Here is a 15507-nt window from a genome sequence, read left to right as displayed (position 1 = left end):
GGAGCTCTCGCTGAGGCGCAAGTTGAAGTCGCCGCTTCCGCAGCGGCACGGGCTCGACCCGGTGCGGCTGCGGACGCCGGCGGAAACGTCATGGGCCACGATGCGCGACCACCTGGTCGAGCGGCTACCGCGCGTCGACCCGGCGCGGATCGACGCCATGCTCCGGGAGCAGCGCATCGTCGACCGGAGCGGGCCGATCGCGCCGGACGCGCCGTTCGTGCCGGAGGAGTTCCTGTGGTTCCACCGGGACCTCCCCGACGAGGCGTCCGTGCCGTTCGAGATCGGCATCGTGCACCGCGACGACGACCTGCTCGTCGTCGACAAGCCGCACTTCCTCGCCACGATCCCGCGCGGACGCCACATCCTCGAGACCGCGCTCGTGCGGCTGCGCCGGGACCTGGACCTGCCGACGCTCTCGCCCGCCCACCGGCTGGACCGGCCCACCGCCGGCCTGCTCATGTTCGTCGTCCGCCGGGAACGGCGCGGTGCCTACCAGACGCTGTTCCGCGACCGGCGGGTCCGCAAGACCTACGAGGCCGTCGCGCCCCACGACCCGGCCCTCACCCTGCCCCGCACGGTGGAGAGCCGGATCGTCAAGGAACGCGGGGTGATCCGCGCGTACGAGGAGCCCGGCCCGGTCAACGCGGTCACGCACGTCGAGCTGCTGGCCCACCGCAACGGCCTCGCCCGTTACCGGCTCGTGCCCGAGACGGGGCGCACCCACCAGCTGCGGGTGCACATGAACGGACTCGGCGTCCCGATCCTCGGCGACGACTTCTACCCCGAGCTCACCGAGAAGCCGCTCAACGATTTCCGCCGCCCCCTGCAGCTGCTCGCGGCCGCACTGGAGTTCCGCGACCCCTTCACCGGGGCGACGCGCCGGTTCACCACCCGGCTCGACCTGCAAGCATGGACCTCCTTCGACAAGTGGGCATCACCGACGAGGGAAGGACGGCCGTGACCGCCACCCAACCCAGCACCGCGACCGGCGCGATCCGGTTCCCCCAGGGTTTCCTGTGGGGTTCCGCCACCGCCGCCTACCAGATCGAGGGGGCCGTCGCGGAGGGTGGGCGCACGCCGTCGATCTGGGACACCTTCTCCCACACGCCGGGCCGCGTCGCACGCGGTGACACCGGGGACGTCGCCGTCGACCACTACCACCGGTTCCGCGACGACGTCGCGCTGATGGCACGGCTGGGGCTCACCTCGTACCGGTTCTCCGTCTCGTGGCCCCGGATCAGCCCCCAGGTCACGCCCGACGAGCTCGGCCCCGTCAACGCCGAGGGCATCGCCTTCTACTCCGACCTGGTCGACGAGCTGCTCGCGCACGGGATCAGCCCGTCGATCACGCTGTACCACTGGGACCTCCCGCAGTCGCTCGAGGACGCAGGCGGCTGGACGGCGCGGCGCACCGCGGAGCGGTTCGCCGAGTACGCGGAGGTGGTGGCCGCGGCGCTGGGAGACCGGGTGCCGCTCTTCATCACGCTGAACGAGCCGTGGTGCAGCGCCTACCTCGGCTACGCGAGCGGCGTGCACGCCCCGGGCCGCACCGACGACGCGGCCGCGCTCTCGGCCGTCCACCACCTCAACCTGGCACACGGCCTCGCGACGGCCGCCATCCGCCGGGCCGCACCGACGAGCCGGGTGGCGATCACGCTGAACCTCGCGTGGGTCCGTCCGGAGAACCCGGCATCGGACCTCGACGCCGACGCGGCACGCAGGGTCGACGGGCTGCAGAACCGGGTGTTCCTCGACCCGGTGCTCCACGGGCGTTACCCCGCGGACGTGCAGGCCGACACGGCGGGCGTGACCGACTGGTCGTTCGTGCGGGACGGCGACCTCGACGTCATCTCGGCCCGGATCGACGCGCTGGGCATCAACTACTACTCCCCCACCATCGCGCGGCACTGGACGCGGGAGCACCCCAAGGAGAACGCCGACGGTCACGGCGACGGCGCCGCCAGCCCGTGGATCGCCTGCGACGACGTCGAGTTCCCGATCCAACACGGGCCGAAGACCGACATGGGGTGGAGCATCGACCCGCGCGGGCTCACCGAGCTGCTGCTGCGGGTGGCGCGGGAGGCCCCGGGCCTGGAGCTCCTGGTCACCGAGAACGGCGCCGCATACCCGGACGTCGTCGGCCCCGACGGACGGATCGCCGACACAGACCGCGTCGAGTACCTGCGCGGACACCTCACGGCCCTGCACGCGGCGATCGAGGCCGGTGCGCCCGTCACCGGGTACTACGTGTGGTCCCTCCTGGACAACTTCGAGTGGGCGTGGGGTTACGCCAAGCGATTCGGGATCGTCCACGTCGACTACGCCACTCAGGTCCGCACCCCGAAGGACAGCGCCCACTTCTTCGCCGAGGTGATCCGCCGCAACGCCCTGCCCGAGTGACGCCTGCGGGCCCGAAAGTGGGTCGAAACATCGCGGACGCGAAACATCGGGCGGCTCGAGAGCGACTACTCACGAGACACACCCCGGGACGCTACTGCGACCGGGGTAGTCTTGTCGCCGGTTGCCCGGCCGGCACCACCTACGAGAAACGGAGGTCGGGGTGCGGCTCGGAGACGAGAACGATCTCCCCGACGGGGGTGGTCCTGCGAACCGCGGGTCTCAGCCTCAGGACACCGAGCATCCCCTCGACGTCGCGGCCCTGCGCGCGGACGACGAGTTCGTCGAGCGGATCGCCGCGGGACTCGTCGCCCCGCGCGACGTGCCCGCGTCGGCCCGCGGCACCGAGGACGAGCTCATCGCGATGCTCGCGGCCTGGGTGGCCGAGGTCCGTCCCGAGGCCATCGAGTCCGGTTCCGCGTCCACTACAGGCGTTATCGCCGACACCACGACCAGCGTTTCGGCTCCCGGGGATTCCGACGAGCCGACCGGTGCACCCGCCACCGTCACCCCGCTGCGCTCCGGTCGCCACCGGGCCCTCACTCCGTACGCCCGGCGGCTAGGGGTCGCGGCCGCCCTCATCGCCCTCGCGACCTCGGGGGTCGCGGTCGGCGCTTCCGACGCCGAACCGGGCAGCGTCCTGTGGCCCGTCTCGGAGGTGTTCTACGCCGAGCGGGCGCGATCGGTCGAGGCCGCGATCGTGGTGAACGACCACCTCGAGCAGGCGCGTGCGGCGCTGCGCGCGGGCCGGCCCGACGAGGCCGCCCGCCAGATCGACGCCGCCGCCGCGAGCCTGCCCGCCGTCCGGCCCGACGAGGGCCTGGAGGACCTCGCCCGCGTGCAGTCGCAGCTCTCCGATGAAATCGGCACGGGGGCGATCGACACGGGCCGTCCCACCGACGCGGACGAGCCCGACACATCGGGCGGACGCACGGAGGGCCCGGCTGAGGAGAGCATTCTCGCTTCGCCGCCGTTCCCCGGGCTGAACGAGGGCAACGCGCCCGAGGCCCCGGGCGGTCAGGGACCGTCGGCCGCGACCGAGCCCGGTGTGGACGCCGGTGCCCCGTCCGGCCCGGGTACGACACCGCAGACCGCTGAGCCCCAGACCGGCGGGCCCCAGACCGGCGAGCCCCAGACCGGCGAGCCCCAGCCTGGCCAGCCCCAGACCGGCGGACCGCAGACCGGCGAGCCGCAGAATCCGCCAGGGAGCGGCCAGAACCCGGCCCCGACCACCGGCAATGGGTCGGGCAGCGAACCCGGCGGTCAGTCCCAGCCCTCCACCGACCCGGGCCCGGGCTCGCAGAACCCCGAACCGCAGGCACCGGCCGAACCCCCTGCGGACTCCGATGACGACGGGGATCCCGATGCGGGATCCGGCTCCGAGGGGCAGCCGAGCACCCAGTCCGACGACGAGTCCGGCACCGGCTCGGACGAGCCCGACAGCGCTTCCGAACCCGACAGCGCTTCCGAACCCGACGACGCTTCCGAACCCGACAGCGCTGCCGAGTCCGACACCGACGAGGAACCCGGCTCCGCCGGCGAGCCCGACACCGCGGAGGAGCCCGACACCGCGGAGGAGCCCGACCCGGCCGAGGAGCCCGACACCGCCGGCGAGGCCGACACCGCACCGGCAGGCGAGGACGCAGCCGAGGACGAGGCGGCGTCACCTGCCGAAGGCGACGATGCCCCCTCCGACGGAGCCCCGGCCGACGCAGCCCCGGCCGACGACGCCGCCCTCGCCCCCGCTCCCGCTCCCGCTCCCGCAGGAGGAGAAGCAGCGGACGACGCCGCCCCCGCCGAGCCCGGCCCGGCCGACGATGGTGGCGGGCCCGCCGCCGAAGGACCGGCCCCCGAAGAGCCCGCCACGGACGACTCCGCGGAGGAAGCAGCCGAGGACACCGCAGCCGATTCGGCCGAGGACGCCGAGGACGCCGGTGACAGCACCGACACCGATGAGGGCTCGAGCGGCAGCAGCTCGTCGGACGCCGACAACTCCGACAGCAACGGCGACGACTCGAGCAGCGACGACTCGAGCAGCGACGAGGCCAGAAGCGACGAGGCCAGAAACGACGAGGCCGACGAATCAGGCGACTCGTCCGACAGCGACTCATCCGACAGCGGATCGGACCGCGACTCCAGCGACCGCGACTCCAACGACCGCGACTCCAACGACCGCGACTCCAACGACCGCGACTCCAACGACTCGAGCGACAGCGACTCCAGCGACAGCGACTCCAGCGACAGCGACTCCAGCGACAGCGACTCCAGCGACAGCGACTCCAGCGACAGCGACTCCAGCGACAGCGACTCCAGCGACAGCGACTCCAGCGACAGCGACTCCAGCGACAGCGACTCCAGCGACAGCGACTCCAGCGAGGGCGACGAGGACTCCGGCGACGACTCCGCGCTGTCCGGCGTCACCGACGCCGTGGAGTCCGTGGCCGGGGCGCTCACCGGCGACTGAACGGCCGCACTCGCGCCCCGGCCGTTCGTCACGGGCCGCCCGACCCGCGGCGCGAGACCGCGACGAGCACCGCGCTCTCCTGCCCCTCGTTGTGCAGGGCCCGCACCCCCATCCCGGTGAGCCAGAGGACGTCCCCCGTCCCGAAGCTCCTGCGTCCGCCCGCGTGGCCCTCCACCACCACCGCTCCGCACTCGACGACGACCAGGGCACCCTGCCACTCCCGCGCGTCGTAGGGCCGGGTGTCACCGGGACGGATGGTCACCGTGTGGGTCCGGAACGACGGGCCGAGCGGCCGGCCGAGGAACGTGATCGGCTCGGCGTCCACGTCCCGCTCCCTACCGGGTCGCCGGGAGGCCGAGCAGGTCGAAGACGGGGAAGGTCTCCGTGTGCTCGAACGACAGGACGTCGCTGATCGACCCGCCCTCGACCCGCAGCACGTCCACGGCCAGGGCGCGGAACTCCGCGTCGCCTGGCCGGCGCGCGTAGTTCGCGGCGGCGGGTTGGCGGTTCAGCCACACCGGCACCAGGAGGAGCTCGCCGAGCCCTGTCGGGCCGGTCAGCGCGGGGGCCCACAGCTCGATGATCGCGTCCCGGCCACGCGTGACTTCGGGCTGAGGCGGCATCGAGAAGACCGCGTCCTCGCGCAGCAGCGACGCGAGCGCGCTCGTGTCGGCGCGCTCGCAGGCGTCCATGAAGCGCTGCAGGACGGAGCGCTCCTCGTCGGTGGGCCCGGCGACCGACCACTCCGAGCGCTGCCTCGGCAGGTGCTGGCGCATCGTGGCCCTCGCTCGTTGCAGCGCGCTGTTCACCGAGGCGACGCTCGTCTCGAGCACCGCGGCGCTCTCCGCGGCCGACCAGCCGAGCACGTCGCGCAGCATCAGTACCGCGCGCTGGCGCGGCGGCAGGTGCTGCACGGCGACGAGGAACGCCAGCTCGATCGTCTCCCGCGCCACGACGGTCGCGTCCGGTTCGGCGTCCGGCGGCGCGGCCTGCTCGAGCATCCGGTCCGGGAACGGCTGCAGCCAGGTGACCTCGCCGTTCTCTCCGGGGCGGCGGCGGTGGCGCTCCATGTGGTCGAGGCAGGCGTTGGTGGCGATGCGGTAGAGCCACGCGCGGAACGTCGACCGGCCCGCGAAGGTCTCGCGGCGGCGCCACGCCCGCAACAGGGTCTCCTGCACCAGGTCCTCGGCGTCGGTGAACGAGCCCAGCATCCGGTAGCAGTGCACCTGCAGCTCCCGGCGGTGCGGCTCGACGAGCGTCGAGAATGCCGTCTGGTCGCCCGCCAGGGCCGCAGCCAGCGCGTCGGAGGTTCTGGGATCAGTCACCGCGGTCATGACGATGAGACCGGCGCGGGCGCCGAAACTCATCGGCGGCCGGTCTCCGTCTCGTCCAGGTGCAGCCGCAGCATCGCCGCCGACGCCCACGCCGGTGGGCGGCCCCGCAGCGAGACCAGCACCATCGTCGCGAACGCGAGCGGTACGGACCACAGCGCGGGCTGGCCGAGGAGGATCCCGGCGAGCCCCGGCGGCACACCGAGGAACAGGTCGATCCCGATCACACCCGCCGACGCGAGAAGCCCGGTCGACATCCCGACGATCGCGCCGCGGGCCGTGAGCCGCGGCCACCAGATGCCGAGCACGAGCAGCGGGCAGAACGTGGACGCGGCCACAGCGAACGCCGAGGTCACGAGCACCCCGACGTCGAGCCGGGCCGCGGGGAGGGCGAGCAGGACGACGGCGAGCGCCGCCACGATCGGGGTGAACCGCAGCCGGCGCAGCGTGCTCGGCACCAGGTCGTGGGACAGGGCGCCGGACACCGCGAGCAGCAGGCCGAGCGACGTCGCCAGGAAGGCCGCGAACGCGCCGGCGGTCAGCAGCGCGGTGAACAGCGTGCCCGCGAAGCCGCCGTCCACCCGGGCCGGGAGCGCGACGACCACCGTGTCCGTGCCCCCGGAGAGGTACAGCTCCGGCAGCAGCACCGCGCCGAGCAGCCCGTAGACCGCCGGGAACAGGTAGAACACACCCAGCAGGGCCACGGTGATCGCGGCCGTGCGGCGGGCGCCGCGACCGTCCGGGCTGGTGTGGAACCGGATGAGGATGTGCGGCAGTCCCATCGTGCCGAGCACCGTGGCCACCAGCACCGACCAGGTGGCGAGCAGCGGGTGGCCGCCCGGGTCGAGCAGCGGGCGGGCCCAGTCCGGGCCGCCCGGCGGCCCGGCGCCGACGTGCGGCACCGCGGCGCCTGCGGCGAACTCCCACGTCTGCCCCGCCTCCGCGTGGTACTCGCCCGGCGCCAGCTCCTCGGGCGCGCCCCCGGCCACCCGCACCGGTGTCGGCTCGGTGATCGTGAGGGTGGTGTCGAGCCGGAACTGCACCGGCGTGGCCGACTCGAACCGGCTGAACTCCACCGGGGTCAGCGCGTCGCGGCGGGTGTCCGGGGAGACCTGCAGCACCAGCCAGATCGCCGGCACGATGAACAGGACGAGCTTCAGCACGAACTGGAACGCCTGCACGTACGTGGCCGCCCGCATGCCGCCGAGCGCGAGCGTCACGCTCACGGCGGCACCGGCGATCACCACGCCCACCCAGTACGGGCTGCCGCTCACCACGCCCAGCACCTGCCCGGCCGCGGTGAACTGCGGCACCAGGTAGAGGCAGCCGATCACCAGCACGACCACCGCCGACAGCTTGCGCAGGGCGGGCGACCCGAGCCGGGCCTCGGCGAAGTCGGGCACGGTGAGCGCGCCGGTGCGGCGCATCGGAGCGGCGACGAGCGCGAGCATCGCGACGTAGCCCGCCGCGAAGCCGACGGCGTACCAGAGCGAGCCGACGCCGTCCTTGACGACGAGTCCGGCGATCCCGAGGAACGACGCGGCCGACAGGTACTCGCCGGACACGGCGGCCGCGTTGACCGTCGGGGAGATCCGGCGCGACGCCACCAGGAAGTCCGACGTGGTGCGCATGGCCGCGACCCCGCGGGCGCCGATCAGCAACGTGACCAGCAGCACCGGGACGATCGCGAGGATCACCGGACCACCCGCCGCCGGACCGGCCAGGAGCGCTCCACCCGCTCGGCCTTCCGCAGCTGCCACCCCGCGAGCAACGCCATCAGCGGGAACGGCAGCACCGCGACCGCCAGCCAGGACACCGGGATCCCGGCCAGCCGCACCGTGTCGAGGGCGGGGATGCTCGCGAGCACCAGCGGCAGCCCCAGCAGGAGCGCCCCGAGCAGCCCGAGCACCGCGAGGGCGTAGCGCAGCTGCCGGTCGTGGATGCGGCGGGCGCGCTCGGCGTCGGCCGGGGCGAGGTGCGGCGGCGAAGCGGGCGCGCCGCTGCGCCGCCCGGCCAGCGCCACCCGGGTCTGCGGGCTCGTCACCGCGACGCGGCGCTGCTGTTTCATCGGCGCTGCTGTTTCATCGGCGCTGCTGCTTCATCGGGTCCGCTGGTCGGGCGGTTCGAACGCGCCCCTCGTGGCGGCTTCGAGGAGCTGCTCGCGCAGCTCGCGGGCGTGCCTGCGGCTCACGGGTACGTCGCCGACGTCGGTGTGGGCCAGCAGCCCGCCGGACAGGTCGCTGCGCAGCTCCCGGACGGCCGGTACGGCGAGCAGGTAGCTGCGGTGCACCCGGCTGAAGCCCGCGTGCTGCCAGTGCTCCTCGAGCCGGGAGATGGGGATGCGCACGAGGTGTGCGCCGGAAGGGGTGTGCAGCCGCACGTAGTCGCCGTGCGCCTCGACGAAGCGGACGTCGTCGCGGCGCACGAAGCGGGTGCGCCCGGCGAGCTCGACCGGCACGGCGGGGAGCGCGTCGACGGGGGTGGGCGCAGGCGCGGTCTCCGCGGCGCCGAACCGCCGCACCCGTGCGAGCGCGGCGGCGAGCCGTTCCGCGCTCACCGGCTTGAGCAGGTAGTCCACCGCGCCGATCCCGTACGCCGAGGCCGCGTGCTCCTCGTACGCGGTGACGAACACGACCACAGGTGGGTCCGTCATCCGGGCGAGCAGCGATGCGAGCTCGAGGCCGTTCATCCCGGGCATCGAGATGTCCAGGAACACGGCGTCGAGCGGGCCGGCCTGGATCAGCCGGAGCGCCGTGATCGGGTCGCCCGCCTCCGCCACCTCCCCGACGTCGGGCGACTCGCGCAGCAGCCGGCTGAGCTCGGCGAGCGCCGGCGCGACGTCGTCGACCGCGAGCACCCGCATGCGGCGGGTCATGAAGCCACCACCCCTGGTTGGAACCGCGGCAGCCGGAGCAGCACCCGGGTGCCAGCACCCTTCTCCGTCTCGATCACGAGACCGTAGCCGGGTCCGAACACGGTGCGCAGCCGCCGATCGACGTTCACCAGGCCCATGCTGCCCGGGGAGCCCTGACCGGCGAGCACCGCGGCCGCGTACTCCGGTTCCATGCCCGGACCGTCATCCTCCACGGCGATCACGCACTCGGTGCCGTCGGCCTCGCCGCTGACCTGCACGAGGCCGCTGCCACCCGGCAGCTCGACGCCGTGGCGGACGGCGTTCTCCACCAGCGGCTGGAGCGCGAGGTAGGGCAGCGCGACGGGCAGGATCTCCGGGGCGATGCGCACCTGCACCTTCAGCCGCTCCCCCAGCACCGCCCTGGCCAGGGCCAGGTAGGCCTCGATCGCCTGGAACTCGCCCGACACGGTGGTGTAGTCGCCGTGCCGGGCCAGGCTGTGGCGGGTGTACTCGGCGAAGTCGAGCATGAGGTCGCGGGCCCGCTCCGGGTCGGACTTCACGAACGAGGCGATCGCGGTGAGGCTGTTGTAGACGAAGTGCGGTGAGATCTCCGCACGCAACGCTCGCAGCTCGGCCTGCTCGGCCACGACCGCGGTCTCCTCCAGCCGGGCCCGTTCGAGGGCCTCGCCGAGCCAGAGCGCCGCCTCGCGTGCGGCGGCGAGCGCCACCTGCCCCGCCACGACCAGCACGCCGGCCAGCTCGTCGCGGGCGTGCACGGGCAGCGCGACGATCCCGCGGGCGCCCGTGCGGGAGTCGCTGCTCAACACGGCATCGGCGAGGGCGTCGGCGTCGTCCGGCGCTCGTCCGGACCACACCAGCGCCCCGTGCAGGCCGCCGATCCCCACGGCGTCGGCGTCGAGGAGCCTGCGCAGTGCGCGCGCCGCCCCGAACGCGTCGGGTCCACCGAGCCCGCCACGCACCGCAGCCGCGACCCGCCTGGCCTCCGCCAGGGTGGCCATCGTCTCCGTCCCGCCCCGTCCCCGGCGCCACCGGCGGCGGGAATTCTCTGGCGCGGCACCCTCGTCCACTGCAACCATCGCCGCCTTCGTCGCCGAACAGGATGACGTTAGGTCAACGCGGCGCCGGAGCCAAGAACATCCACATCGGACATCGGGAGGTCCGCTGCAACGGCTCACCGATCGGCTCCGGCTCACGCCCATCGGGCCCGCCCATGCCGAGGAGCTCTACCAGCTCTACCAGGACCCGGGAATCGCGGAGTGGTCCGGCCCCGCCCTCTCGCGGGACGCGGCGCGGGAGCTCGCCGCCCACGTGGGAGAGCGGTGGCGGATCGACGGCGTGCACAAGTGGATCGCCCACGACCGCGTCACCGGCGAGCTGGTCGGCCGGGGCGGGATGTCCCGAACCGAGCTCGACGGCGAGCCCCGCCTCGAAGTGGGCTGGGCCGTGCGCACGCCGCTCTGGGGGCGCGGCTACGCCACGGAGATCGGGGCCGAGGCCCTGCGCTTCGCCGCGGACGTGCTGGGGGCCACCGAGGTCGTGGCGTTCACCGAGGTGCACAACCGCCGCTCCCGGGCGGTGATGGAACGCCTCGGCATGCGCTACGACCGCGAGATCCGCCTGCCGGGACTGGTCGCCGGGTGGCCGGGCGTGCACCCGGACGCCCCGTTCGCGCTCTACGTGGCCGACCTCTCGCGCGACAGCGTGTGAGCGACCCGGGCCGTGCACATCGTGGGGGGTCCGTGCACACGGCCGGACCTGTGCAGGATCTGGGCCGACATCGACCACGTCGACCCGGTGGCCGAACGCCTGCGCCGGGCGATCGCCGCCTCCGTGGCCGGCGCCCACTGGCGCCGCTGAACACCCCACACACCGATTTCGGGTGGACGCCCGGAGACCCCGGCGTTGCGGCAAAGCCACCCTCACGCCACGTGATGGCATGAAAGTGGCCCTGCCGCAATCGGGAGAGCGGTTACGAGCCGCTGCTGAACGCCGAGTCGAACGCCGCCGAGGGCGGGTCGAACGCCGTGCGCTTCACGAAGGCCAGCGCGTCCGGGGCGCCGACGAGGCGGTCCATGCCGGCGTCCTCCCACTCGACCGAGATGGGGCCGTCGTAGCCGATCGTGTTGAGCATCCGGAAGCACGCCTCCCACGGCACGTCGCCGTGGCCGGTGGAGACGAAGTCCCAGCCGCGCCGCGGGTCGGCCCACGGGAGGTGGCTGCCCATCCGGCCGTTGCGGCCGTTGCCGACCTGGCGCTTCGCGTCCTTGCAGTCGACGTGGTAGATCCGGTCCTTGAAGTCCCAGAGGAACCCGACCGGGTCGAGGTCCTGCCAGACGAAGTGGCTCGGGTCCCAGTTCAGCCCGAACGCCTCCCGGTGCCCGACCGCCTCCAGTGCGCGCACCGTCGTCCAGTAGTCGTAGGCGATCTCCGAGGGGTGGACCTCGTGCGCGAACCGGACGCCCACCTCGTCGAACACGTCGAGGATCGGGTTCCAGCGCTCGGCGAAGTCGCGGTAGCCGTCCTCGATCATCGACTCGGGCACCGGCGGGAACATCGCCACGGTCTTCCAGATCTTCGACCCGGTGAACCCGATGACCGTGTTCACGCCGAGCTTCGCGGCGGCGCGGGCGGTGTACTTCATCTCCTCCGCTGCCCGCTGGCGCACGCCCTCGGGGTCGCCGTCGCCCCAGACGCGCGGGTGCACGATGGCGCGGTGCCGCTCGTCGATCGGGTCGTCGCAGACGGCCTGGCCGTTCAGGTGGTTGGAGATCGCGAAGACCTGCAGGCCGTGCTTCTCGAGGATCTCCCGGCGGCCCGCGATGTAGGAGTCGTCCTCGACCGCGGCCCGGACGTCGAAGTGGTCGCCCCAGCAGGCGATCTCCAGCCCGTCGTAGCCCCACTCCCCCGCGAGCCGGGCGACCTCCTCGAACGGCAGGTCGGCCCACTGGCCGGTGAACAGCGTGATCGGTCGCGTCATCAGTCCTCTCCTGCGATCTGTTCCCAGCGGCTGCCGGACTCGGCCGAGCGGGCCACTGCGTCCAGCACCTGCTGGACCTGCAGCCCGTCGGCGAACGACGGGGTCGGGTCGGTGCCCGCGGCGAGGTCGCGGACCAGGTCCACGATCTCGTGGGTGAACGAGTGCTCGTAGCCGAGCCCGTGGCCCGGCGGCCACCACGCGCCCGCGTACGGGTGGGTCGGCTCGGTCACGTAGATCCGGCGGAAGCCCGCGGTGTCGGCGTCCTCTCCTGCGTCGTAGAACGACAGCTCGTTCATCGACTCGAAGTCGAACGCGAGCGAACCGGCGCTCCCGTTGATCTCCAGCCGCAGCGCGTTCTTGCGGCCCGTGGCGAACCGCGTGGCCTCGAAGGACGCCACGGCCCCTCCGCCGAAGCGGCCGATGAACAACGCCGTGTCGTCGACGGTGACCTCGCCCCGCTCACTGGACCCGGACGCCGACAGCCCGCTGGACGCCTCCGGCAGCGGCCGCTCCTTGATGAAGGTCTCGGTGAGCGCGGAGACCCCGGTGAGGCGGTCGCCGGTGACGAACTGCGCCATGTCGACGATGTGCGCCCCGATGTCGCCCAGTGCGCCCGAGCCGGCCTTGTCCTTCTGCAGCCGCCAGACCAGGGGGAACTCCGGGTCGACGATCCAGTCCTGCAGGTACACCGCGCGGACGTGGCGGATCTCGCCGATCCGGCCCTGCTCCACCAACCGCCGCGCGAGCGCCACCGCGGGCACCCGACGGTAGTTGAAAGCCACCATGCTGCGCACGCCCTTGGCCTTGGCCGCCTCGGCGGCCGCGACCATGGCCTTGGCCTCGTCGACGGTGTTGGCGAGCGGCTTCTCGCACAGCACGTGCTTGCCGGCCTCCAGCGCGGCGATCGCGATCTCGGCGTGCGTGTCGCCCGGCGTGCAGACGTCGATCAGCTGCACGTCGTCGCGGCCGAGCAGCGCCTTCCAGTCGGTCTCCGTGTGCCGCCAGCCCATGCGCTGGGCCGCCGCGGCGGTGGCGTCGGCGGTGCGGCCGCAGAGCACCGCCATGTCGGGCTGCAGCGGGAGATCGAAGAACCGCCCCGCCGTGCGCCAGGCCTGCGAGTGGGCCGCGCCCATGAAGGCGTAGCCGATCATCCCGACGCCGAGCATCGCCTTGCCATCGCTCATGACTCGAACCCGAGGGGCAGGTAGTTCGCCACGTTCTCCTTCGTGATGGTCGCCGACGCCAGCGTGATCGACGCCGGCACCTCCTGTTCGGCCAGATCGCTCATGCCCCGACCCTGCGCCACGAGCCTGGCGAGCGCAACGGCCGACGACGCCATCGACGGGCTGTAGGTCACCGTGGCCTTGAGCACGCCGGTGTCGGCCTGGATCTCGCGCATCGCGTTGGCCGATCCGGCGCCGCCGACCATGAAGAACTCGTTGCGGCCCGCCTGGTTGATCGCGGCGAGCACGCCGATGCCCTGGTCGTCGTCGTGGTTCCACACGGCGTCCAGCCGGGGGGATGCCTGCAGCAGGTTCGCGGTGACCTCCTGGCCGCCCTGGGCGGTGAAGTCGGCGGCCTGGCGCGGGCCCACGGCGAAGCCGTAGGTGGCCAGCGCTTCGGCGAACCCGCGGCTGCGCTCCTGGGTGAGCGGCAGGCTGTCGATGCCTGCGATCTCGGCGATGATCGGGTTGGCCACACCGGCCTCGCGCAGCCGGGTGCCGATGTAGTGGCCCGCGCTCACGCCCATGCCGTAGTTGTCGCCGCCGATCCAGGTGCGGTACGCGAGCGGCGAGTCGAAGATCCGGTCCAGGTTGATCACGGCGACGCCGGCGTCCATCGCCTGCCGCCCCACGCGGGTGAGCTGGCTGCCGTCGTTGGGCAGGATCACGAGCGCGTCCACACCGCGGTTGATCAGCGTCTCGACGGCCGCGATCTGCTGGGCGATGTCGTTGGTCGGGTTGACCGCCTCGAACGTGACGTCCGGGAACTGCTCCGCCTGTGCCTGCGCGTTCTGCGCGATCGCCGCGATCCAGCCGTGGTCGGCCGCCGGAGCGGAGAACCCGATGGTGACCGGCGTGCCGGGCTCGGAGCCCCCCGCGGCGGGTGCGGGTGCGACCGCGGGGCCGCCACCCCCGCCGGCGGGCTCGTTGCTCGTGCACGCGGTGAGCGCCGCGCCGGCGCCGACGCCGAGCGCGCCGGTGAGGAACCTGCGACGGTGCAGGCCCCGGGTGGGGTCGGACATGTTCATCCCTCCAGTGGAAACAACCAGCCGGAACTCAGCCAGCCGAAGTCAGGCGGTGGACGACGAGCGCTGCGCGCGGGCCTGGATCAGCACGGCGACGACGATGATCGCGCCCTTCGCGATGTTCTGGACCTCGGTGGCGAGGTTGTTGAGCACGAACAGGTTCGTGATCGTCGTGAACACGAGCACGCCGAGGATCGAGCCGATCAGCGTGCCGCGGCCGCCGGAGAGCAGCGTGCCGCCGATGATCACCGCGGCGATCGCGTCCAGCTCGTAGAGCGTGCCGTGGGTGCTCGACCCGGTCGTGGTGAGCGATGCGATCATGATCGCGGCGATCCCGCAGCACAGGCCGGACACCATGTAGAGGCCGATCGTGTGCCGCTTCACGTCGAGGCCGGCCAGGCGCGCCGCCTCGGGGTTGCCGCCGATGGCGAAGGTGCGGCGGCCGAACGTGGTGCGGTTGAGCACCACCCACCCGACGCCCACCACCGCGGCGAAGATGTAGACCAGCAGCGGGATGCCGAGCAGCCGGGTGTTGGCGATGCCGGCGATCACCGGATCGGTGACGATCTGGCTGCGCCGCCCCGAGATCCGCTCGGCCAGGCCCTGCGCGGAGATCAGCATGGCCAGGGTGACGATGAACGGCACGATCCGGCCGTACGCGATGAGCAGGCCGTTGACCAGCCCGGCGCCCAGGCCGACCGCGAGGGCGCAGAGCACCATCACCACGGGCCCGTAGGACTGGGTCGCGACGGTGGTGGCCCACACCGAGGCCAGCGCCATCACCTTGCCGACCGACAGGTCGATGCCACCACCGATGATCACGAACGTCACGCCGACGGTGAGCACGCCGATGATCGACGCCTGGGTCAGGACGGTCAGCAGGTTCGCCGTGGTCAGGAACGTGTCGGTGGTGACGACACCGACGATGGCCAGCAGCACAAGCACGGCGACGAGGCCGAGGTTGCGCCCCGCCCCGCTGTCGAGCACCCGGCTCCACGACGACGCGGCAGGCTCCGCCTCGCGGGCGGCCTTCTCGACGCGCGCGTGCTCGTCGGCGGCCGGCACGGCGGTCTGTCCCGTGGTCCGCTCGCTCACGGCGCCTCCTCGCTGACCCTCGTCGGCGCCGTGCGCGCCGCTGCTGTGCCGATCGGTGACCTCGCAAGCTCGGTCACGGAGCCTCCTCGCTGACGCTCGTCGGCACCGTGCCCGGCGGTG

Annotated in this window: 15 protein-coding genes; 5 read left to right on the top strand and 10 right to left on the bottom strand. The window is 73.0% G+C overall.

The window, feature by feature from the left end; all coding sequences use genetic code 11:
* Positions 1–10: 10 nt before the first annotated feature.
* The 3 genes from FHX44_RS35115 to FHX44_RS42940 all read left to right on the top strand — a co-directional run bounded on the left by FHX44_RS35115 (position 11) and on the right by FHX44_RS42940 (position 4861).
* Positions 11–961: a pseudouridine synthase gene (locus FHX44_RS35115; protein ID WP_147259703.1), complete on the top strand. Its 951-nt coding sequence runs from the start codon at positions 11–13 to the stop codon at positions 959–961.
* Complete coding sequence (locus tag FHX44_RS35110) at positions 958–2400, top strand: GH1 family beta-glucosidase (protein ID WP_246170756.1); 1443 nt, start codon at positions 958–960, stop codon at positions 2398–2400. The genes FHX44_RS35115 and FHX44_RS35110 overlap by 4 nt, the downstream gene beginning before the upstream one ends.
* 160 nt (positions 2401–2560) lie before the next feature.
* Positions 2561–4861, top strand: coding sequence for a hypothetical protein (locus FHX44_RS42940; RefSeq protein ID WP_212612791.1), 2301 nt, complete (start codon positions 2561–2563; stop codon positions 4859–4861).
* Positions 4862–4889: 28 nt separating this feature from the next.
* Here FHX44_RS42940 and FHX44_RS35100 read toward each other — a convergent pair whose 3' ends face one another.
* From FHX44_RS35100 to FHX44_RS35075, 6 genes are read right to left on the bottom strand one after another with little or no spacing between them, the layout of a single operon-like run.
* Entirely contained in the window at positions 4890–5186 is a 297-nt protein-coding gene (locus tag FHX44_RS35100; RefSeq protein WP_147259701.1) for a hypothetical protein, read from the bottom strand.
* Between the two features lie 10 nt (positions 5187–5196).
* Positions 5197–6195, bottom strand: a complete 999-nt coding sequence (locus FHX44_RS35095; RefSeq protein ID WP_147261711.1) for an RNA polymerase subunit sigma-70 — start codon at positions 6193–6195, stop codon at positions 5197–5199.
* A gap of 29 nt (positions 6196–6224) precedes the next feature.
* Entirely contained in the window at positions 6225–7889 is a 1665-nt protein-coding gene (locus FHX44_RS35090; protein ID WP_246170755.1) for a sodium/solute symporter, read from the bottom strand.
* A complete protein-coding gene (locus FHX44_RS35085; RefSeq protein ID WP_147259700.1) occupies positions 7886–8260 on the bottom strand; it encodes a hypothetical protein in 375 nt (124 codons plus the stop codon). Before FHX44_RS35085 ends, FHX44_RS35090 begins: the two co-directional genes overlap by 4 nt.
* A gap of 30 nt (positions 8261–8290) precedes the next feature.
* Entirely contained in the window at positions 8291–9067 is a 777-nt protein-coding gene (locus tag FHX44_RS35080) for a LytR/AlgR family response regulator transcription factor (protein ID WP_147259699.1), read from the bottom strand.
* The gene (locus tag FHX44_RS35075; protein WP_212612790.1) at positions 9064–10065 is read right to left on the bottom strand and encodes a sensor histidine kinase; all 1002 of its coding nucleotides are present in this window, start codon (positions 10063–10065) and stop codon (positions 9064–9066) included. Before FHX44_RS35075 ends, FHX44_RS35080 begins: the two co-directional genes overlap by 4 nt.
* Between FHX44_RS35075 and FHX44_RS35070 the strand changes: the two genes are divergently transcribed.
* Positions 10058–10774, top strand: a complete 717-nt coding sequence (locus tag FHX44_RS35070) for a GNAT family N-acetyltransferase (RefSeq protein ID WP_212612789.1) — start codon at positions 10058–10060, stop codon at positions 10772–10774. The two genes, FHX44_RS35075 and FHX44_RS35070, sit on opposite strands and share 8 nt — an antisense overlap.
* A gap of 12 nt (positions 10775–10786) precedes the next feature.
* Positions 10787–10924, top strand: a complete 138-nt coding sequence (locus tag FHX44_RS42935) for a hypothetical protein (protein WP_212612788.1) — start codon at positions 10787–10789, stop codon at positions 10922–10924.
* 112 nt (positions 10925–11036) lie between these two features.
* Here the strand turns inward: FHX44_RS42935 and FHX44_RS35065 are convergent, their stop codons facing one another.
* The 4 genes from FHX44_RS35065 to FHX44_RS35050 are packed head-to-tail and all read right to left on the bottom strand — an operon-like array spanning position 11037 to position 15387.
* Complete coding sequence (locus tag FHX44_RS35065; protein ID WP_147259697.1) at positions 11037–12044, bottom strand: sugar phosphate isomerase/epimerase family protein; 1008 nt, start codon at positions 12042–12044, stop codon at positions 11037–11039.
* Positions 12044–13228 (bottom strand): Gfo/Idh/MocA family protein, encoded by a 1185-nt coding sequence (locus FHX44_RS35060; protein WP_147259696.1) that lies wholly within the window; start codon positions 13226–13228, stop codon positions 12044–12046. Before FHX44_RS35060 ends, FHX44_RS35065 begins: the two co-directional genes overlap by 1 nt.
* Positions 13225–14289 (bottom strand): substrate-binding domain-containing protein, encoded by a 1065-nt coding sequence (locus tag FHX44_RS35055; RefSeq protein ID WP_147259695.1) that lies wholly within the window; start codon positions 14287–14289, stop codon positions 13225–13227. The genes FHX44_RS35060 and FHX44_RS35055 overlap by 4 nt, the downstream gene beginning before the upstream one ends.
* Before the next feature lie 48 nt (positions 14290–14337).
* The gene (locus FHX44_RS35050) at positions 14338–15387 is read right to left on the bottom strand and encodes an ABC transporter permease (RefSeq protein ID WP_425469165.1); all 1050 of its coding nucleotides are present in this window, start codon (positions 15385–15387) and stop codon (positions 14338–14340) included.
* Positions 15388–15507 lie beyond the last annotated feature (120 nt).

The organism is Pseudonocardia hierapolitana (genome assembly GCF_007994075.1).
Taxonomy (GTDB): Bacteria; Actinomycetota; Actinomycetes; order Mycobacteriales; family Pseudonocardiaceae; genus Pseudonocardia; species Pseudonocardia hierapolitana.
The sequence above is the reverse complement of the archived record's forward strand: the minus strand, read 5'-3'. Positions and strand labels throughout refer to the sequence as shown.